This window comes from Candidatus Margulisiibacteriota bacterium (assembly GCA_031268855.1).
GTDB lineage: Bacteria > Margulisbacteria > Termititenacia > Termititenacales > Termititenacaceae > Termititenax.
In genome coordinates this window covers 20,482-43,348 of record JAIRWS010000045.1, presented here as the reverse complement: position 1 = coordinate 43,348, position 22,867 = coordinate 20,482, and the positions used below count along the sequence as shown (strand labels likewise).

Here is a 22,867-nt window from a genome sequence, read left to right as displayed (position 1 = left end):
ATTTTTATGTCAGATTTGAGGGTGCCGCGGTATGATTTAACTATAAATGGATTTGCTAATGACGGCAAAATCTCTGCCGCAGAAAAGCCCAGATATGAACGAGTTTTAAATACGTTGTTATCCGGCTCTGTTGTGCAAGCGCAAATTGTTGCCAAACTTAATAATGGTCAAGAAATTAGTCCCTTGGAAAACGCAATTTTAGTAAGAGCTTTATTGCAGAAAAATGATTTTCATAATGCGGAGCTTGTTTGGTTTGCGCAGGAATTATTAACCGCCAACGGTAAAAATATTCAAAACGTCGGTTTGGATAAAATCAATGACGAGATTTTTGCTCTACTTAATGAAAGTCTGTCCAACGTGCAGAAGTATATTTTGGGTATGGCGGAAGCAATGGAAACCAGCCACAATCAGGGAGCCAGCCGTCCGAGCGATGCTGTCGGCGCTGAAGATAAAGCCGCTGTAAGGTTTTTAGCCGGAGACAGGGATATTAGCACTATCCGGCTGCTGCGGGATTTTGCTGAAGCTTTTGTTAGCAACAGTGATTATATCAAAGAAGCGTTTGTTTACGCGCAGGTTACGCCGGAAGTTGTTCGGGCTTTTGTGGAAAGTTTAGCGGAGCTGCCGGAAGGGATGATTGTAGTAACGAGGCAAAATCCAGCAATAATAAGAAGTTCTCAAGGAAAAGTGCTGGATGTTGGTTACAGCCATGAAGCAACTATGAGTGTTTTGTCTGAAATGGTAGTTGCTCCGCCTGAACTTTATCAAAAATATCCGTTGGTTTATCTCAAAGGTTTAATTTTGGCGGAAGTATACCGCAATGCGACGAGTGAAGAGGCTAAAACGGTAGTGCTGACAGAAATAGGCAATGATTCCATCTCCACAGTATTTTTGGACACTTTATTAAATGGCGCAGCTTACGCAAATACATTTTCTGCTGAAGAGCGGGCAAAATTGGAAGCGGCCAGTAATTACTTAAAAAGCGAACCAGGACAAAATTATCACACCAATGGTTTTAATATTTATCCTGCGGCAGACGGTTCATATCCGCAGGAAATAGTTGAAGCAATGGATGTTCTGCGGAAACAGGAGATTGTTGTAAGGCAATGGGTTTATCTGCGCAATCTAAGTATGATAAATAATTCAGAGTTCAGACTTCTCGGATTAAAATATTCCACACTACATTCCTCGTCGGCTGATCTCCCGAATATTCCAGGTTTGCGGCAAACTGAAAATACAGTCAGTGCTTTATCTGAAACAGCTAGGAGTACTGTCTATGAACCCAAAATAGACGGATTGTTTTTTCAAGCAATATTAGGCGAACCGCAGGATAGTAAATTCTGGAATGATTTTAAAACAGTCGGTAATACGGCCAAGCCTGTTTTTGATTACACAGCGTTAGAGAAAGCTTTTTCGACGGAGGATCGGGAATTATTTGAGAATGAAAAGTACTCTCAATTAAAAAAAACCAGAGGGTATTTATACGCCTTAACTCAATTTGTATATGATAAATACTTTGCCGGAACAGATTTTTCGACCGGTCATTTGGGCAAGACCACAGATCCGCGCCCGCTGACTTTATTCAAAGCCTATTTGTGTGAATATCTGGCGACAAAAGGTGAATTAGCTGACGATAATTTGAAAATGGATGTTCTTGCTGTGCAGAGCAATTACCATTTGCCGGAACCCGCTGATTTGGGTTCGGATATTTGGGACAACGGAAAACTTACTGATGAACAAAAACAGGTTTTGAAACAAATAGCCTGGAAGGAATGGACATCGGTAAGTATTAAAGTTGAAGACGACCAAACAGCTATTGTCGAGATGGGAATGATTAGATTCTCGGAAGGCATATTGCTGATAGATACAGAGGAAAATGCGCCCGGAAACGAAAGGCAATTTAACATGGATGTCGCCTCTGTGGAAGCCAGAATGCGCGGAGTGCCAGGATTTGATCTGGACTTTTATAAACAATTGTACGTTCTGCGTACGGCCGCCGAAAACGAGGCTCTTTATAATCCCGGCAGCCAGAATGCGCAGATAGCATTGGGACTTTTTATAACAGCCAATAATATTAAGGATGTCAATAATCCAGGCGGACTAACTAAATATGCGCTTACTATTAAGCTCCTGTTGGAAAACATGGGAATACCGACTGATTTTGTTTACACAGGAGAAGCTACGCCAACTGATTTAGTCAATAGCGAAGAGTACCAAGCCCATATAAATGATAAGCCAGAACCTTTTACATTGGAAGTGCCCGAACCAATAAAAGTTTTACCACCAATTGGAACGGACAGTTATGACTATTATTACAATATGCTCACGGCGCAGATAAGGGAACAAAGCCCGGATGTTGTGGCTGATATTGAGGATAGGTATGGCATTGCCGATGGGGCTAAAGCGTTGGCCGATTTTTATAATTTTTTTATCTATGATAAAGAACGCGGAGGATATCGAATTCTGGATGACATTATTATAGATGACGAGAAAATTTCTCTAGATGACAAATTTGTAAGTGATGCTGAATTAGAGGCTAAAGAATCTTATGGTTTTGCTTGTGAAGAGTTTTTTGAGATGATACGAAAATTATTACTGGACAGAGACAGGTATAGAGAGGAAAGCGCACACTATATAAAAGAAGGAGAGGCACATGAGACGCGAGCTAAAGCGTGGAATGCCGCTCAAATTGATTTCGAGGGACGATATGATGGGGAAAAAGAACAACTTATACAAGATGAGGATGCTTGGATAAAACAAAACGCTCAAGCTAAATGGCTGGAAAGTTTTTTCACCGAATTTTATCCAGTGCAGTCAGCCGATACAATGTTTGCTATAGCCGCCGGCACGGCCGGCGATGAAGAATATGCGGAGTATATAAATTATTTGGCAAAACGCGCAGATGCTTCTCGGACTCCTGGTATTTATCTAGCTGACGAGCTTGGCGTTTCAAATCTGGAAGTACATGAATATATTTCTGATCAGTCGGCGCAGAAAGTTAAATTAGTTCAAAATGATAGGAATCATCTTAAAGATTTCGGATTAACGTCATTGTCAAATTTAGCATCACCTTTTGCCGCAATGGCTGGCATTTTGAAATCGGCTTTGGAGATACTGCAATCAGGAGATCCGGCTAAGCGCGAGGAAGCGTTCAATACAATTATGAATACCTTGAGTATGCTTTTGCCCTGGAATGCGCCCGATATGTTTGTCATGATGACAATGGAGACGAGGCAAGAGTTTCAGAATGGAGCAATTGGAGCTGGTCTTGCCGACGCGATTTCCAATTATGTATTCGCGGTTTTTTATATAAATATGCTTACAAAAATAACGGCTAGTTCCATTCAGCGCAGTGCTATAGTTCTAAAATCGCTTCCGGTAGTTGGCAAAAACAGCAAATTTGTTTTTATGGTTGACGGCCGCGATATTGAAGTGGAAGCCAGAAGCATGGGAGCGGCTAAAACCATCATTGGTAATTATCTAAAAGGTTTGTACGGCAATGTTGATTTAGAGTATCTATTGGTCAAAACAAGAAATAACTATGGGATTTTTGCTAATAGAGAACGCCGAAATTGGTTAAAAACGCCGGAAGGACTGGCCGCCGCCTCACGGGAAATTGTGAATAGCCTCAATGGCAATACTGAAGCCTTTACGGACGGAGCCTATACGCAGCTTCGCCCGCAGCATCGCTTGCTTGCGCAAATACCGCTTATCGGCAGACTTTTTAGAAGGTCTTATACGGTAGAGTCTAAAAATCCAATCCCTATGCCCTCTACATTGGCACCGGACGGCTCCAGCATTCCCAACTGGAAATATAAACTGAGTGTTGTGAAATATGGACTTCATGCAATCGGCAGGAATTTTTTAGCTGCTTTCTATGTGCCATTTCGTTTGTCTAATAAGACAGTCAATGCAGCTGTAGTTAACCCGCGCGGGCGTTATCAAAGTCTGCCTGTGCTGGAAACGCCTGGACGGGTGTCTTTTTCGCAAAATCCAGCCACTGGAAAATTTTATACCAATATAGAAGTGAATATAAGGGATGTAATAAGCGGCGTGAAAAACCGTTTGGGAGATAATTATAGCAGCCGTCTGGGCTTGGAACAGATCAAGACATTAAATGACCTATATCAATATGCAGAAACCAATCTTGATGACGCGGAAAAAAGCACCGCGGCAGAGCTCCTCCGGAATACTGACGCTTACCGTCTGGCAGGAAACGAAGTCACACTGCAATTATTCGGCGAGATGCTACCGGCGTATCTGGAAAATTCAGGCGACGCGCGTTTCAAAAAAGTCGAAGGCGGTCTCTGGCAGGTGGAAGAAAATGGCCGCACAGCTTTATTATCCTCGATAGAAATAGATCCTTCTCTGGGACGGACGATATTTGAATGGCGGGCCTCCTCTGGTTTGCCCAATGCAGATACTTCGGCTTTAAACCTGGTTATGGGACGAGATTTTATCGAGGCTGTTCAAACCAATGACACTATGCGCGCGCAGACAGTTGTTAATGAAGCTGCTGCAAGAGTGGAGAATTTTTTTCCAAAGCAGCCAGCGGTTTATGAGCCACCAGAACAGGCGCGCGCTGCCCTGACAGAAGCCAAATATGATTGGCAAAAAGTGTATAACGATTTGGGCGGCGACACTAATCCGATAAGAGCCAGGCTTTTCTTTGATGGGTTGGATAAACAGATTAAAACTGACCCACAGATTGATTTGCAGAGAGCGGTAACAGATTCCTATATTAGAGCTTTGACTGAATCCGCTCCGACCACAACGATGGCTTTTGTTACAAATTTAAAGAACAAGGGAGCCAGCGACGTTAAGATCATTCACGGTGGCGCGTCGGCGGCAACAAAACCAGGGTTACATTTTGATTTTGGCGGGAAGCATTATGTGGTGTCGATGAACGATTCTGGAGTTTTGCAGGGTTTTCCTAAAGAGCTGCAAGAAATTTTTGAAGTGATAAAAGGGCAGGCCATAGAAACTTACTTGCGTCCGGCCAATTTGGAATTTCAGCAGACAAATTCTACGCGCGTTCTGGATTTTTCAGGGGACGCGCTTAGCACTTTCAATGTTATGGAAACTTTTCAATCCAATCTAAACCGTTATCAATTAGAGAAGTCAGAATATGCGCAAACCAACAGAAATGTGGGTGTATATGAACTGGGCGGGCGAATTACTTATGAGATAAATGGTGTTACGCAGGAAAGAGTCGTTCCTGGTTTTGCCAAAATGAATAACGGCGAGTTATTAGACGCAGTAGAGCGAATTAGAACAGAGATCGGCCGGAGGCCTCCGGATTTTAATGACCCTGCTGATCAGGTGCGCATTGCGGAATTTATCGCGTTGTCTAGAGAGGCTTACTGGCGTTCTGATCTAAATGCTGAATGGAGTAAAAACAGGAACGGCACGGTGGATCTGCGGAGTAGATTTAAAGTAGATATAAGCGACATGGACGAGTTTTTTGCCAAAAATCCTTCCCGCACGTTAGACGATTACATTATGTATAAAGCCGGTCCCGGTAAAAACCCAGCAGGTATTTTAGTGGGATCTGAAATAGGATTCAGGGTCAATAATATGCAGACGCTTGGTATGCTGGTTATCAACAACGGCAAGATTTTGGACGCTCCCTGCGGCGAAGGCAAGACAATTATTTTGCAGATGGCTGGCATGTTAAAAATTTTCTCCGGCCAGAAAGCAATTATCGTTACATCCAGCGAGATTTTAGCGTCAGATGGCAGAGCTGATGTGCTGAAGCACGGCGGTTATTTTAAGGTTATGCTTGGCTATGATGTAAAGGTTCAGCATTTTAATTTTGACAATAGAAACGCCGCCAATGCTGCGGATGCCTTTGCCAAAAGCGATTTTGTCTATATGTCAAACCGTTCTCTGGGTTTTCAACTGCTGTCCGACCGCAGCGCGGAACTGATGGGACTAAAAACTGTTTTTGGCGATATGAGTAAATTGTTCTTCTCTGTCGATGAGATAGATGTGTTGACCGCCAAACAAGCGATGACTCCTTACAAAATATCGCAAATTTCCGGCAAACCGTCTGCCTTGCAAGCCCTTTTCTGCACTACTATTGATAAGATTGTGCAGGGTTTAAAATTAAACGAGTGCGGTCTAAAACTTAATTTAGCCGGACGTTTGGAAGTCGAGGACGCTACTAAATGGGCGGATTTTGTTACTAATCGTTTGCCGGAGCTTATTAAGGCTAATGAGCTGGACACTAAAGTGCTGGGTAAATATAACGCTAAAAAAGGCATAACAGCTTTATCTATGGAGGAATTTCGTTTTCTGGTGGAAACCCAGCTGGTGCATAGTTTGCGCGTGCGCAATGATATGCGTTACGGCACAGATTATAAAGTTGATGTTGACCAACAGACCCGCCAGACTGGCATAGTATTATTGAGCAAGTATACCGATGAAGCAAATTTCGGCAGCCGGTACAACCGCGAGTGGGGTTTTGAATTTTTCGGCGGACTACAGGGCGCGCTGGAAGCCAGAGAACTGGCCCCAGATGGACACCCGAACTTAATTGATAAAGCTGGTTTGTTTGTGGTGTCACGGTCGGATTCTGATTCTATGCTGGTCAGTACTATGCTGCGTTATATTAGTTCTAACGGAAATTTTGCTGGAGCTTCCGGCACGGCGTCAATAACGGGCGCATCATACGATCCTTATAACAAAAATGTAGTGGCTGTAAATAAAATCGCCGAAGCGCGAATGGATGTTTATGATGAAGTTTTTGCCACAAGAGAGGCTAGAGATGCAGAATTTCAGAGACTAATTAATACTTATAGAACGGCAACTAACGCTAATTCAATGGGTGTATATTGTCCCGATCCGAAAAAAATAATTGAAATTGTCAGAATGATTTGCCCGGAGGCAATAACCAAAAATAAAAAAGGAATAGAAGAAATAAGTCAGAAAGGTCTAGAAACATTAGAGAAGAACGGAATATACATATATGATCATGATGCAGATCCAAAAACCCTGCGCGCTATAGTTAGAAAGACCAGACAAGCGGGCGCGATTGTGTTGATGACCAATCTAGGCGGCAGAGGCGTGGATTGGTCTCCGGCCAAAAGTTATAACGAAGCGGCGCAATTAGTAAAGGATGTGCTGGCTAATCCCAGAAATTCAACGCTGACACTCGTAGAAACCATAAACAAGCTAATAGCTGATACGCGGAGTGAATATAATAAAACTAAAGATGCGGAGGCCAAGCTAAAACTGGCCGAATCGCTGGCCGGTCTGGAAATGGTAAGAGACGGCGCCGAACAAGAAGGATTGTCAAAACTAAACGCTCAAGAGTTTGGACAGAGAGATCTAAGTAAGACGGAAACTTTTGAGATAAAAGCCTTTGATATGATTATGTATGAAAAACCGGCTGGCGGATTGGCGGATTATATTCAAGCTTTGAACCGTGTAGACCGCGCTTCAGCCGGAGGCAGCGTTTATGTTTTGTCGAGTATTACAGATGACCTTTATAAAAGAGTTGGTATTTCGCCTGACGTGTTGCCGAAGCCGCGCAATGGAGACCGCTATACGGCAGAAGTTGATTCTACGGCTCTGCGTGACACCATAAAGACATACACCGGCGGAAATATGCAATGGGAAAAAATCAGCGACCTTTTTATGGATGGCGCCGCGCCGAATGATGCAAAATATGAGTTTGTAGAGAAATTCCAAACTGAGCTGGCCAAGATGAGCGCGCCGTCTGTGCCGGACGGACAACGTTTAACTGCGGACGAAGTCGCGGCTTTGCAGCATCTTTGGAGCAGAACAGAGCTTGGCTTGGTGTCTTCAATCGCCAGAGCAGCAATGAGCCATATCAATCAAAGTGGAATCAATAATATACAGCCTGATGAAATGACACGGCAGGTTATTGAACGACAAGAAATCGTCCGCAGAATGGCTAGTATGTTAAATAATTCTTTTACGGCGGACAGGGGCTTGCAGGATATCCGTGAAATGTTGAGCAAAGGAATTTATGAACAAAGCTCCACAGTTACCAGAGAAAGCTATCTTCAATCCGAACTGCGCGATTTAACTCGTCTGGATTTGCCGCTGGATAAAATGCCTGCTTCGGCGGAAGAATTTGGCCGGATAGTCAGCGAAGCCTATTCGGCTAAATTCGGTAAAGCTATTCCTGCGGAGATGCTGGCCAGGGCTAAAAATATTTTTAATGAAAGCGTAAATCCCCGGGAAGCTTTTTTGCGGATGGAGACAGCCAGATTGTTAGATCTGAAACTCGGCGCGGAAAAAATACCGGTGTCTTATAATGAGTATATAAATTTTGTGAATAGTAAATATTTTGACGCGCATGGTTACATTGTTCCTAGAGAAGGATTAGACCATCTGGGCACGCTGGGCGTTACCGGAGCCAATGTGCGGGCCTATATAGCGGCGCTGGAAGAAGCGGGCGATAATTACTTGAAACTTCGGCAGGAAAGAGGAACCAGCCGTATTGCCGGGGACGAATCAGGCGCCGAACAAGACGCGCGGTCTCTCTCAGCTCTCGATCTGTATTTGCGTAATTGTCAAGAAATTCTAAACGCCTTTTATCATAATTTGATTGGTAATAAAGAAGCTGGCGCGTTGGGAGTGCGACGCGGTCAAAGAACTACTAAATATAATTTCGATGGAAATTTGACTGTGCACGGCAGGCAAGATAATCCTATTCCGGCCGGTATGCGCCGTTTGGGAGATCGTGTCGCAAGCAGGCAGTATCGGGATGTTTTCGTTTTAAGCACGGCGGATGGGCGCGAGCTGAGATTTTCTTCAGAAGAAGAAGCCTGGCGGGCGTATAACAATGTGGATACGGCGGATGTTAATAGAAATGCCGCGTCAAATCCGGCTGATGTTCCTCCTGCCAGAAATTCTCAGCTGGACGGAATAGCGCGTAAAAATCCTAATACAGAGCTTCCGGTAATTTTGATTTATGACAAAAATAAACAATTAGAACGCGTTATCGAGCCGGAAGCCAGCAAAGTATTGAAACTTGGAGAAATTGATTTCCCTCAAGGCAGAACAATGGCCGATCTATATACTACGCTTAGAGCCGCGCAGGCCGCCGAGCATCCGGCTGAGGCGGTAAAAACCACAATTATTGGCTTTTATGGTGAGAGAGTGGACGCTCTTTTTAGAAATTTGAGCGATGCAGCTATTAAAGACTTGCAGGCTTTAGAGTGGAAAGACAGCTGTGTGGCGCTACCTGCGTTCAAAAATATAGCCGATGCCATAGGCGGACGTTTAGCGCATATTCACCCGGGCGGAGAAAGCGCCAGCGAAGTGGACATCACTAATGGACGCATGGATGTTCTTTACAGAGCGGCGGACGGCTGGAAATTAATTACGCTGGAGACGAACTATGCTAAATCAAATGATCCCAGCGATTTTCTTTTGGCAGGACGGACAGCCATTGATGTTGTGGGGCCGCTGAATGTAGAAATTCGCCCTGACACGGCGGAAATATTGCGCGTAGAAGTTCCTGGTCAAAGAACAGCAGGTGTAAATCCTGAAATAGAAGATGTTACGAATCAGATTCGGAACTTGATTAGAGATGTCAATGCCAGCGATGCGGAAACATTGAGAAGTTTAAATCAAGCGGTTTTATCTCCCGCTATGGCTTTGCTACTGGAAAGGATTACCTTGCTGGAGAACAATAAACCAGCTGAAACAGCCGGCCAGGCGGTCAAGGACAAATATGCTAGTGATCTGCAGGCGGCGAAAGATGAATACGAACGCCTGCATAGAGAAATAGCAGAGCGGCATTTGGATAGATTGAGCCCGGATCTTAGGGGAAAATTGGGTCAGTTTTATAGCAAAGCTGTGGGACGCATCGATGCCGCGCAAGGCGCTTTTATATTGGGATTAGCGCTGTCGGCATTTAACACGTTTATCAGGCCAAATGGAGAATGGGCGGGGAATTCTTCTCTTGAAGAAGGAGAGTTTGAACGGCGTGTGGCGAACTGGCTGATCGGTATACCGGACAATACTGGTTTCGGTGTTATGTGTTCTATCCGCGATGATCTGGCTACGGATATTTCTTTGAGCGTGGTCAATCACTTGCTGGGTGGGAACGCCATTGTAAAACCGGCAGAATTAGGCGCGCTGCTTTTCCGGGATAAGGAGAGCGGCAAATTAAAAATCCTCAAAGAATCGCTGGGAAAAAATGCTAAAGGCTATGCCAGTTATCTGGCGGTTGCTTTTCCGGCTTTGTTCCTGGGCGGTTATTTTATGGAAGGTCCGCTGAAAGCGATCAATAATCCAGAATGTCTGGCTAGAGCAGCCAGCACTGATCCCTATGAACAAATGAAATTTCAGGCGGAGCTGTCATTAGCCTGTATGTCGGAAGGCCTTGCCAATCTGGCTTTTGAAATACCCGGTATGATAATGTCGGCTATTATTCCTTCTCCGTTGTCCAAAGGCGTGATGAAACTTGTATCCCTTTTGCGGTCTTTTGCTGGTGTTGGAGCAGTAATGGGACTGGGTTATGTGATGGATAAAGTTTATTTTGAACCCAACAGAAATAAAGCTTTTAAAGATATAGATGAAGAAAGAACAAGAAATCAAGAGCTTGGCATTGCCCCGCCGCCAGCCTTAACGCTGGAGGAGGTCAATCGTAATTTTGATTCTTTAAACTTTAAAACGACAGTAACACGCAATGCCATGCATACTGCCAGCGGTGTGGTGCTGATACGTTCCTTGACTTACACTGTGCCAAAACTGCTGGGTTACACCGGCAAAGTATTGCCTGTAGCCGGACAGATTATGATGGGACTGCAAGTTGGTAATTGGCTGGCCAGCTCTGCCGAGGCTGCTTTTGCGCCGCGCACATTAGAAAAAGATATGCAGGCTAATATTTATGCCTCGCTGGATCGTTCCATGACGATGCGGAGGTTTTTTGATATCAAATATTCTAAAGGTGTCCGTCCGATGCAATTTGAAGTGGCCAGATGGTTTGAGGATATGGGTTTTTTGGCGGACATACGAGAAACTTTGTGCGCTATGGTGCCAAATATCCAGCGTCAGGAAATAGTTGAAGGGTTTGTGGTCAGAAGCTGGACAGACAAAGAAACATTTGACGCTATGTGGGAAGATTTTATAGCCGCCTTGCGTAGCGGCGATATAAATGCGCAGCGGAATTTTTATAATACTGTTCCGATAATCAGCGATACGGTGAATTTGGTCGGCACTCTTACTATGTTTGGGCAGGACGGCGACAATGCTGTGGTCACCACCGGAACAGAAGGCGTCCAGAGCAAAGCCAAATTTTTTGAATTTGTAATGTCCAATGCCATGCGGCTTTTTGGCGCTAAATATCCGCAATTAGCTGTCGGCAGCGCAGGATTTTTAACAGATACAGTAGCTGGCAGCTCGGAGTCCGTGCGCCCTTTTGCTAGTTTAACTAAAAATGAATATCGGTATTTTCTGACCAATATCATTCCTGGTATTGGCCGAGATTATGCCAGGTCCGCGTGGTTAAAACTGGTCCCACATGGCAGGACTGAAGCGCCGAGCGATGCGGCATTTATTAGAAATATGGCAAAATATGGCGTTACGGTAGACGCCAATACATTGCGTTGTGCTAGAGTGCAAATTCCGCATACTCTTGACCCACTAAATTCTACCAATCAAAAACCGACGATGAAGGATTTGCTACGGACAGAGCAGCCTGTAGGTCTTTTTGCCGCGAATAATGAATTGTTTAATAGCTTTATGACGTGGGCGATTCTGGAAAGAAGTCAATCCCCGACAATCAATAGCAGGTCCTATGCTAACGACGCTATTTTAGCGGAAATTAGAAAACAAACAGATGAAAAACTTCGCGCTAATCCGCCCTTGTCTCAAAGAGAGCTGGCGGATTTTTTTGGAAATATTTTAGTTGGCCGTTTGCCAGTGGGCTTTTTGGGAACAAACGTTTCTTACGGATTGGATGTATTAGGACTCGATCCAAACCAGCGGCTGCAAGAGTTTTTTGATTTTAGATTGAGCCAGTCGGGAACTTTTTCTGTGGCAACGGATACACAGGCTATGGCCGAGCTTGGCGACAACTGGAGTTTGTCCAGAGCTGGCTCGGATAACGCCGCGCTGTTTATGGAGAGCACTTTGATTGCGCTGGAATGTATTGACGGCAACACCAGCCGCAGAGATGCCTGGACAGCTTTCGCTAACTCTGCTCTGCCGACTCCTCCGCCGGAAATTGCCGCTGACAGGAATGAATTGGCGAAATTTAACGATGAAGAAACTAAAAGAAGAACAGAAGCTAAGAAAATGCTAGAAATAATTTCTGCCTTAATTATTCATTGGAGCGGCGCTAACAAAGCGGCTCAAAGGGAAAATATACGTAAATATCTAAATGGTGAGATTGGTTTTGCCGCGCGGCTGAGCGGCGGCGTCAATATGTCAACGGAATATTTTATTGATAACACGATACTTAATAGGGCAATGATTAATGATATAAACAGGATAGGGACTCTGCGCAGCTATTCAGTAAGATGCATGGTCAGTCCAGAGCAGGCTGGAATGAAAGCGGTGAATTATATTGAGCAATTGTTTTTGAGAGGTTTTTCTGTACCGGAAGAGCAGAGAGCGGAAATAATAAATGTATTTTTGTACACAAATGGGTTAAATATAGATAGCGTATTGCAGTCTAATCAGCCTGTTTATATTCCATTGGATATGCTTCCGCCTCGAATACTCAATCAAGCCGCGATAGAAGTGAAACAAGCGGATACTCCGGCGCAGGCTGCGGCCAGAGCTAAAGAGCCGTTAAACGGTAGTGTGATTCCTGCAGAACAGTCGGCAGTTTTGAGCAGATCTGCTAAATTTAACACGACTAAAGATTTATTAAACAATATTTATTCGGATTCAGACTATTTGCTTTCTGTCATGGGTTTCGCAAATGATGCCGGAGAACAGCAAAACAAAGAGTTAATCAGGTCTGCTTTTCAATTTCTCAGAAACCAAACCCCAATAGCCAGCCGGTTTACGCTGGAAGAAACTTCTTTTAATCCCGGGCAGGCTGATCTCAATAACTATAATAAAATTCGCAGCCAGATGATTGCCCTGCGCTTGATACCAGAAAACGCGGAAGCCGCAGAGGTCATAAACGTTTTGCTGGATTATCAATATTTTCAGAAAAATTATGCCGCAATGCATACCAACGAAACAATAGATATGCTTAAAGGATTGGGTTATACAGATCTCGGCCAGCCGCCTGATATAACAAAAGTGTATTTGGCTTATAAAGATTTAGTTAGCGCCATAAATACAGTTTGCGGAACGGCGGCTGTGGATACACTGCAGCTAGTCGGCATTTTGCGGCAAATTCAGCAGTTTGATTTAGTTTCTGCTAATAAAGCTGATATTGTGAGAACAATAATAGGGACATCTTTTAGCGGGCAGCTAGCTGAGTGTGTGGTTATGCTCGCGGAAGGCAAAAAGCCGAGCAGGAATAATTTACAATTTAATCGTTTGACAATAGCACAACGCAATGAAAATCGATTTCCTTATCATGAAGAGGACTTTGATGCCTTTTTGGTGTTGAACAATATAGCGACCGTAAATGAAATCATGGCACATAGAGATGATTATGGATTGTCTATAAGCTGGCTGCTACAAAAAACAGACAGCCTATCCGCAGAAGCTGTGCAAGAGCTGGCCGGCAGTCTTTATGCGGTATATGTGGATAATCCGGCTTATCGTTGGAAAATAGAGTCTCTGGTTATCCGTTCGCCACTGCTGATGCAGACTTTGCTTTTAACTATGGGCGAACCTGCCCGCCAGTTTGTGCAAACTTGTGTGAGTTCTAGGATGCGTTTTGTCGATCCAAATAAACGGCATTTAGAGCAGACCGTTGCTGGTTTACGAAATTCGGGCAAAGAAGAGCAGTCTGCTTGCGCCGATTATCTCCAGACGCTTTTGGATAATCTGCTGCTTTATGTAGATGGGGTACGTACTGTGGTTTCGATCGAAAGACCGGAAACGTACACAGTGGTTAGCGGCGATAATCTGTCTAGGATTGGCCAGAAGTTTGGCTTGCGCTGGCAGGATATAGCTCGCCTTAATAATATTAGCGAACCTTATATAATACACCCCGGACAAGCCTTAAAACTGCCCGCTGGCCAGAGCTAAAAAAATGAAACAATTTTGAGTTACTTACGATATAATTATGAAGATAAAAAAAGTATTTTTAATTTAAACGGAGGTGAAGTACTTTAGTTAGTCAATATATTTTGTTTTAGAATAAAAATAAAAAATAAAGGAGAAAGATCATGGCAATAGAAGGATTTGTAAAATTTTTAGATGTGGCAGCGAGGTTTGCTTCGTTTGCCCGGATAAGCGCGAATGTTGGAATTGCGGCTAACGCGTTGAATGTTCTTGGTCAAGTAGCGCTGGCAACTGAGAACCAAGCTAAGGTAATCGCTTTGTTAGATGCTTTAGAAAAAGAAGGCAAGGATGTTAGCAGCTTGGTTAATCAAGATGGCATGCTCAATAACACAGAGTTAGGACGTTTTGGACTAGTCGCGCTGAAAAACTATAATGTGATTATAGGTGTTGGCGATCCGATTCCGTCTGCTGATACAGTAAAAACATGGCGTGAGCAAGCGGGATTTATAGAGGCTGAAAGAGCGGTTGCTACCCGTAGTAGTGGTTTTAGGGTTACCAGCGGCGAAGCCGTTGCTACCCAAGAAGTCCGCAACGAAACAGCCGTCAACCCGCTCGCTGGCGTTGATTTAGAAGCCCATGTTGCAAGCGCCGCGGCAATGGCAGATAAGGTGGAGACTGACGCAGCAGGTACTGTTGCAGACCCTAACTGATTTTGTAGAAGTTTAAGGGCTTTTTTTTAAAGGGTGTCTTTTTAAGACACCCTTTCTTTTGTTTAAATTTAAATGTGTTAAAATTACTCAGGGGTTCTTAGTGGAAATATCTATATACAGCAAATCGACGGATAACGAGTTAAAAAAACTGCATGAGCAGTTTAGCGTCAAATACGGCGCCGCGCTTCAGGATGACGCGCGTTCTTTAGAAGATAGACAATTAACGAAACTGGTTGCTAAAAGAATTAAACAACCCGATAAACAAGCAGAAGAACTTCATTCTATTCGAGAATTTGTCAAAGAATATCTTTACCGGGAGTTAAAAGAGCTAGCCTTGCTGATTTATTTATCCATGGACAAACGCAAAGACTTTGGCCCTATGGGGGAGCAAAGAGTTTCCATTTCTTTTTGCCGGAATATTTTGAATATTCCCAATAACCGTGAGGTCACACAATTTGATGCCGATCGTTTCCGCAGAATCTTAGACGAATGCGACAAACGGCAGGGCAGTAAATCGGGCGACGCTTATTTAAATTATGTTCGTAAAGAATACGCATTGGATATTTTTGGCCGTAAATATCCGAATATTGATTTTGCTTATATCAATGATTTTCTGGATTTGCTGGATGTTGATTATTATTTGTTTTATACCCATAGCAGGCCATACGGCCTGCGTTACATTTTTGGCGAAGTAGACGAGAAAGATTTACTAGGAAATAAAGCTTGTATCATCCAAAAAGAATATATCCGTTCTCCACAGTTTGTTTTGTCCGTGGCGGCAGAGGTTTATAAAGATATAACTATGATTCGCCGTGAGGCCTGCGAGGTTATCTTCTTTAACAAATGGCAGAAATTCTTTGACCAGTCCAAAGCCGAACGCAAACACGCGCTGCATCATGTGAATTCCGCGCTGCGCGAAGGTATTAAAGAAAAAGCATTAACTTTTTACGGTGCGCGGAAAACTGCAGATGTACTGAATATTAAAGAACTATTTATTGAGGAAATGATTGACGGAATACTCTGGCACGAGATGGGGCACCATGTGTCTTTTATAGATATGGAGCCGATTCATAATGCTTTTCGGAATAATTTTCCAGAGGGAGAAGGAGTGGGCACTGTTTTAATTGAGGCCTTGGCGGATTGGGCGCCGGCGCGGGACGCACGTAAGGGCGCGTTTACCCGTTTTGCAGAATTAGCTGATAAGGACACTCAACGAGCTTCACGGGATTTATATGTCTATATATCCGATAATTGGTTTGTTGATGAAACAGAAGAGTTTATGAGCTTGATGAGTAATGTGTTAGTAGGTTTAGCTCTGTATTTTATTAAAACAGATGGTTCCGTAGATTTTGAACGGTTAGGCAGAGAAAAAGATCAAATTTACGCTTTCTTGCAGAAAAGATACAAAGCTTTATTGACTAAGCTTTTAAATATTATCTATACAGCCGTGTATGAGATTGGTATTCATAAAGCGAACTATAAGATGCTAGAAAAAGAAGTATATAAACTTTACCAGAATAGTAGAAACGCTAAGCCGCTGGAAGAGCTGTATCTATATCCTCCGTTTTGGATCAATATTGTGGCCTATCTTAAGCAGTTTTCCAAAACTGGCTGGGAACAGTTTCGCGCGGCTCAAGATGAAGAAGCCTCTGCGCTGGAACAAATGATACTTAAAGTAATTACCAAAGGTCAGGAAGAAAAATATAAAAACTCTCTGCGGAAATACATTGTAGACCGTGCCAGAGAAATCGGGCTGATACAGCTTTTGCCGGAAGTGGACAGCGCGGCGGCAGTGCGCGTGGCCTGCTCGGCGATGAAAATGCCGGAAACCGTGCAGGAAAAAGTACAGGCCAGATTTACGGAAATTATGCATAACAAACCCTATGAGATATCGATCAGTTATGACGGTGAAAAAGACCCCTTTATCGCGGCTTTGCAGGAAATGCTCCTCAAAAGCGGCTACGGCTCGATCAAGTCCGGCATGCTGATCGGCGAGTATTATAATCCCGAAGCCGGTACCGAGGAGCGTAAACAATATATCAAAAATGAGCTGGAATCCCTGCGCGATCAATTGGAGTCCGAAATGTATCCAGAGATCGATATTTTGTGTGTCAACGGCAAATATCCGGCGGCCAAACCGATGGTGGAAGAGTTGCTACAAACGATCACTTTTCTGGACGGCCGCAAATTAGCGGAAAAGATCAAAAGTGTGGAGTTTTCTCCACTGGAGAATGACGCTTTGCTGGAAGTTTTCATCCCGCTCAAGCGCGGCTACATGGACTGGAATACCTCGCAGGCCGTCTGGCGCGTCAATCAAGATCTGCGCCCTGCTGAATTTATGCTGCAGTGGACGATAGACCGCGATTTTCTCGAGGCTTTGATTGAAGCCTATTCTTAAAAGAATACTAAAGAATACCCCAAGAAAAGCCCGCAACTTTTCTTAAAAACCGACGATATCTTTGTAGAGGTACCAGGTATGTATTTGAAAAACGTTGCCGAAGATGAACATTTGCGGGAGATATTCAATACAGCAATAATAAACCAGATAGCTGTGGTCAAAAAAATTGCCCAGGAACAAGGATTATATTTGAGTGATTTTTCTCTTAGTGAATATGGTGAAAAAAAATTTCGGCAATTTATTGCGATTTTAGAAAAAGAAATCGGACATGCTTCAGCGGTAGTGGTTGCTTTTGCGTTAACAGATGGAGCCAAAGATTGGCTGACTGTAGTGAATTGTCTGGACGTGCTTGAGTTAGCGAAAATTAATTGTGAAATAGTTATTGCCAAGAATCCGAACAAGCCAAAGGCTAAGGTGGTTTTTGAAGTTTTAGGACGTTTAAACGGACGAATGACCTTAGCGGATCATAATAGTATTCTTATGGGAAAACGGAAAGAATATATTGAAAAATATGATATTAAAAATAGAACTTTTACCGGACTTTGTCATCGAATATTAACTGGCGCAACCTTTGACAATTCAGGATACTATAAACAAGCAGATTGCAAGCCGTTAGCGTTGCTTTTTTATCTGGTCATGTCTGTCTTGAGAGAACACACCGAACTTTATCTTGCTTGGACAAAAAAAGATAATGAAATAGGCGTGCATTGTTTTGCTGTAGCCGGAGAGGAAATAAAGGAACCCACTACAGAATACGGTGTGCCGGGCGCGTTGCATAAAAATAAGTTTTATAGCCGTAAAGTTGACTTTTGGGCACTATTGGCGGATTCGGTAGGGTTACAGCATGATGAGCTGCTAAAAGAGAAGTCATTAGAAGAGATTAAGAATGGGGTAGCGCAGATTAATACAGTGCTGGGATACGATCCAGATAATCCCTATTTATATGAAGTTCTTGCTAAGCATTACAAGTATTTAGTAGTGAAAGAAATAAGTAGATGTAAAGAATATCTGGAAATTGCCATAAAATATTCTGAAAAAGCTCAATGGTTTTATGAAAATTTTAACTTTCCTGAAGCTGTAAAAGGGAAAATGAGAAGCATTATAAATGATTTGTCAGAGAGGCTTAATAAACTATAAAACAAAATATTTCTTTGTTTCTCCCTGCCGAAGAGGTTAAGCGCCAGCGACGGGCCGGTGGGCGGCAGCTGATTTGTAATTCCCTCCTCCCAAGAGTTATAATACTTAGACTGGAAAGGAGGTGCTTCTTATGTTTATACGAAAGGTTTTGTTTTGTCTTCTAGCTTTGGTTTTTTTGACGGGCTGCAAAGCGGATTTTGCCAAAAATCTTGAGCAGGATGCTGTGGGTGTGTTTTTCGGCGTGTTGCCGGCGGCGGACGACAGCGGCATTGCCACGACGCTCAACATTAAAAACGGCGAATATACTTTGAGCGCCAAGTTTGTCAATAAGCAAAAAGTTCCAACCGTGACCCAGGGCCGGCTCGTCTATGTCCGCAAAAATGTTTTGCAGATCGGCGATTCTTTGTATGAGACGCGCAGCAGCCAGGAGCTGCGTCTGCTGGACCCGCAGGGCAAAAGAATTAGATCAAAGCTGGATTATTCGCTTTACGAAATCTGGCAATAACGTGCGCGCAGTTTAAATACGCCGGGCTTGCGCCAGCAGACCCGGTGTATCCTGAATAAAAACCCATTATATATTGATAATCCTATTGCCCTGTTAATAAATCCTGGCTTTCCGAGGCAAGGGAACTTACTCAAAAGTAATCCCCGTATTGCTAATTTTGTATCTGAAATGTTAGCATGAAAAACTCACAACTATTTGAGAGGAGGTAAGACGAATATTTAGCAAAATTACGAACGAAGTTATGAAAGGAGGCAAAACTATGACGATAAATAAAAAATTATTTGGGGGTATGCTGGTTGTTTTGCTGGCTGGATTGGTATTCTGGTTCAGTGTTACCAAGGCTGTCCGTCAACCCATGTGTGATGGTGTTTACACGGGACGAATGTACTGCAAGTATAACAAAAATATTGCGCTGACTTTAGCGATCAACGGCGAAAGATATAAACTGAAAATATTTTATTTAGACAACGACGATGTTGATTCTATCAGCGATGAAGGCCGGGTAGTTTACCGCGGTGATGTTATCGAAATTGGCCGCGGCTCTAATGTGTATTATCATATTGCTGAAGACGGCAGACTGCTGCCGATAGATTGGCAAGCCAGAGAAAAAATTATATCGGAAAGCGGCGCATTGAAAAAAGTCTAAAACGGGTGTTATTATTGGAACAGCAAAGCGAGGAGTTTTTGGTGCACAATAAAAAATCCGTAAGAGACTTGAGCAAAAATGAGCTGGCCGGCCAAAGAATTTTGGCGCGGGTCGATTTCAATGTGCCGCTGCAAGACGGCGTGATACAGGATGACACGCGCATTCAGGCGGCGCTGCCGACTATTAAATATTTGCTGGACAACGGCGTCAAGTCGCTGGTGCTGATGTCGCATCTCGGTGATCCGAAAAAAGACCTTAAAAAAGCCAGGGAAAAAGCGGAAAAAGAAGGTAAGCCGTTTGACGAAAAAGCTTTCAGCGCGGGCAAACATAAAATGCGGCCGGTGGCGGAGCATTTAGCCAAATTACTGGGACGGCCGGTGCAGCTGGCGCCCGCGGCTTTTGGCGTGGAGACGGACGCTCTGGTCAAAGCCCTGCCGGATGGCGGGATACTGATGCTGGAGAACACCCGTTTTCACCCTGAAGAAACAAGCAAAGAGGCGGGCGAGCGCGAGGTCATGGCCAAAGAACTGGCCAAATACGGCGACCTGTACGTCAATGACGCGTTCGGCACGGCGCACCGCGCGCACGCTTCGACGGAAACCATCACGCATTATTTGCCGGCTGTGGCCGGACTGCTTATGGAAAAAGAGATCACCTATCTGACCAAGGCCGTAGACAACCCCGCGCGGCCGTATGTTGCGATCATCGGTGGCGCGAAAGTCGGCTCTAAGATCGCTGTGCTGCAAAATCTCCTGACCAAAGTTGACACGCTGGTTATCGGTGGCGGCATGGCTTATACTTTTTTTAAAGCGCTGGGCTACGAGGTCGGCAAATCTTTGTGCGAGGATGAGCAGATCGGCACCGCTCAAAAGATCATGGCCGACGCCAAAGCCCAAAATGTGAGATTGCTTTTGCCGGTAGACACTGTGGTCGCCGCTGATTTTGCCAATGACGCGCCGAGCCGGGTGGTGAGCTGCACAGAGATACCGGCGGATATGGAAGGTCTGGATATTGGGCCGCAGACCGCCGCCCGGATCACCGCCGCGCTTCAGGGCGCGCAAACCGTGGTCTGGAACGGTCCGCTGGGTGTTTTTGAATTTCCTAATTTCGCCAAAGGCACTTTTGCGGTGGCCAAAGCCGTGGCGGAAAGCGGCGCTTTGACGATTATCGGCGGCGGCGACTCTGTGTCGGCGGTCAATAAATCCGGTCTGGCTGCCAGAATGTCGCATATTTCCACTGGCGGCGGCGCGAGTTTGGAATTTTTGGAAGGCCGGGAACTGCCCGGCATTGCCGCGCTGCAAAACAAATAAAAATAAAGGATTGGGTTAAATTATGAGCGACACTCCACAGCGCCGCAATGAGCTGCGTAAAAGTATTCTAGAAGCTGTCTCCGGCAAAGAAGACGTGATCAGCGCTTTCAACGGCGAGAAAAAAACGTCGAAACTTACACTGGACAAAAATTTAGAGCGCCGCTCTTTTGGTTTTGGTTATCTGCTCTGGAATTTCTGCGGTGGTTTGTTTTTTGGTTTTGGCCTGCTGATCATGATCGTGGTGGCTGCCTGGATTTTGTCCAATTTCAACGAAGTTCGCTCGGTGACTGGTCTTTTCAGCCGGTTGATCGGCGTTTTACTGGCGCTGGTTAAATAATGCTGTTTTTTTTAACCGCTTCATTTTTTTTGACCGCGCTGGATTTTGCCGCTAAAAGGCTGGCCTTGATCTATCTAAAAAGCGGGCTGGAAATCACGCTGCTGCCAGGCGTGCTCAAATTAATTTATGGCGAAAATACTGGCGCGGCTTTTGGCATTTTGCCGGCGGCGCGCTGGTTTTTGATCTTGCTGGCGGCATTGGTGCTGCTGGTCATTCTCTGGTATGTGCAAAAAGAACGCTGCCGCAGCCGGCTGCAGTACAACGGCTTGATCTTTATTTTTGCCGGCGCGCTGGGCAATCTCATCGACCGGATTTTTTACGGCTATGTGATTGATTTTATCAATCTGCCGCGCTGGCCGACTTTTAATCTGGCGGATGTTTTCATCGATATCGGCGCGGCGCTGCTGATTATCTATTTGCTGAAATCGGCGGAGAAAGAAAACTGAGCCGTTTGCTTGCGCCGCCCTTTAATGCTAGGATATGAGCCGATTTTTTAGACCTTTTTAGGAGGCTGAGCATGAAGAAATACGTTTCCGAATTATTGATGATACCCGGGCCGACGCCCGTGCCCAATCAGGTGGCTTTGGCCGGCGCCAGAGAAATGATGAGCCATCGTTCTGGCCCGTTCAAAAAATTGATGCTGGATCTGACCGCCAAATTGCAGGTTCTCCTGCAGACCAAAAATGATGTGGTGGTTTTGTCCGCTTCCGGCACAGGCGGCATGGAAGCGGCGGTGGCGAGCTGTTTCTGCAGGGGCGACAGGGCGTTGATCGCGTCCGTCGGCAATTTCGGCAAACGCTGGGTCAAGCTGGCGAAAACTTACGGCCTCGACGTGGAAACGCTGGAGTACGCTTACGGTCAGGCTGTCGATCCATCGGCGGTCAAGGCTCTGCTGGCCAAAGACACCGAGAAAAAGATCAAAGGCGTTTTCTTTCAAATGAATGAAACTTCGACGGCCGTGCTCAACGATGTCGAAGAGATAGCCAAAGTCGTCAAAGCTCACGGCGCGTTAATTATTGTAGACGCGATCTCCGGTTTTTTGGCTTCTGACCTCAAGATCGACGAATGGGGGCTGGACGTGGTCATTACCGGTTCGCAAAAAGCCTTCATGCTGCCGCCGGGGCTGGCTGTCGTGGCTGTTTCGGAAAAAGCTAAAAAAGCTCTGGAAACTTCCGATCTGCCGCATTTTTATCTAAGTTTAAAAGCCGCGCTCAAGCAGGCGGCGGAAGGCCAGACGCCCTACACGCCAGCGATCGGTTTGATCTATCAGCTGGTCGAGGCGGTCGATCTGCTGACGGCGGAAGGACTGGAATCTATCCTGGGGCGGCACGAGCGACTGATGAAAGCGGTGCGTTCCGCGCTACGCTCGCTGGGCTTGAAACTGCTCAACGAAAACGACAACACGGCTTCGCGCGCGGTGACCGCGGTGTATCCGCCGGACGGGTTAGACGCTGACGAGATCCGCAAAAAAATGAAAGACGATTGGGGTATCACGCTGGCTAACGGTCAGGACGAATTAAAAGGCCAGATTTTCCGCATCGGCCATCTGGGTTTTATTGATCCCAAAGATGTGCTGGCGGTGATCGCCTGTCTGGAAATAGTGTTGTCCCAGCTGGGTATGCCCGGCATTCAGTGGGGCAAGGGCGTGCAGGCCGCGCAGAATATTCTGGCCAAAAAATAAACCTCGAGCGCTGTTGGTGAAGTTG

At 44.9% G+C, this 22,867-nt stretch carries 10 protein-coding genes; all 10 read left to right on the top strand.

Annotated features, from left to right (window positions below; translation table 11 throughout):
- Positions 1-213: 213 nt before the first annotated feature.
- The 10 genes from LBJ25_03045 to LBJ25_03000 all read left to right on the top strand — a co-directional run bounded on the left by LBJ25_03045 (position 214) and on the right by LBJ25_03000 (position 22,842).
- The gene (locus LBJ25_03045) at positions 214-14,142 is read left to right on the top strand and encodes a LysM peptidoglycan-binding domain-containing protein (protein MDR1452934.1); all 13,929 of its coding nucleotides are present in this window, start codon (positions 214-216) and stop codon (positions 14,140-14,142) included.
- A gap of 140 nt (positions 14,143-14,282) precedes the next feature.
- Positions 14,283-14,828 (top strand): hypothetical protein, encoded by a 546-nt coding sequence (locus tag LBJ25_03040; GenBank protein MDR1452933.1) that lies wholly within the window; start codon positions 14,283-14,285, stop codon positions 14,826-14,828.
- Between the two features lie 100 nt (positions 14,829-14,928).
- The gene (locus LBJ25_03035; protein MDR1452932.1) at positions 14,929-17,226 is read left to right on the top strand and encodes a hypothetical protein; all 2,298 of its coding nucleotides are present in this window, start codon (positions 14,929-14,931) and stop codon (positions 17,224-17,226) included.
- A 78-nt stretch (positions 17,227-17,304) separates the two neighbouring features.
- The gene (locus LBJ25_03030) at positions 17,305-18,363 is read left to right on the top strand and encodes a hypothetical protein (GenBank protein MDR1452931.1); all 1,059 of its coding nucleotides are present in this window, start codon (positions 17,305-17,307) and stop codon (positions 18,361-18,363) included.
- A gap of 130 nt (positions 18,364-18,493) precedes the next feature.
- On the top strand, positions 18,494-18,868 hold the full coding sequence (locus LBJ25_03025) for a copper resistance protein NlpE (GenBank protein ID MDR1452930.1): 375 nt from the start codon (positions 18,494-18,496) through the stop codon (positions 18,866-18,868).
- Positions 18,869-19,127: 259 nt separating this feature from the next.
- Positions 19,128-19,514, top strand: coding sequence for a hypothetical protein (locus tag LBJ25_03020; GenBank protein ID MDR1452929.1), 387 nt, complete (start codon positions 19,128-19,130; stop codon positions 19,512-19,514).
- A 38-nt stretch (positions 19,515-19,552) separates the two neighbouring features.
- Positions 19,553-20,824 (top strand): phosphoglycerate kinase, encoded by a 1,272-nt coding sequence (locus LBJ25_03015; protein MDR1452928.1) that lies wholly within the window; start codon positions 19,553-19,555, stop codon positions 20,822-20,824.
- A gap of 22 nt (positions 20,825-20,846) precedes the next feature.
- Positions 20,847-21,161 carry a hypothetical protein gene (locus LBJ25_03010; GenBank protein ID MDR1452927.1) on the top strand — a complete coding sequence of 105 codons (315 nt, stop codon included), beginning with the start codon at positions 20,847-20,849 and terminating at the stop codon, positions 21,159-21,161.
- Positions 21,161-21,607 (top strand): signal peptidase II, encoded by a 447-nt coding sequence (gene lspA / locus LBJ25_03005; protein ID MDR1452926.1) that lies wholly within the window; start codon positions 21,161-21,163, stop codon positions 21,605-21,607. Before LBJ25_03010 ends, lspA begins: the two co-directional genes overlap by 1 nt.
- Positions 21,608-21,678: 71 nt before the next feature.
- Positions 21,679-22,842 carry an alanine--glyoxylate aminotransferase family protein gene (locus LBJ25_03000; GenBank protein ID MDR1452925.1) on the top strand — a complete coding sequence of 388 codons (1,164 nt, stop codon included), beginning with the start codon at positions 21,679-21,681 and terminating at the stop codon, positions 22,840-22,842.
- The last annotated feature ends 25 nt before the right edge of the window (positions 22,843-22,867 follow it).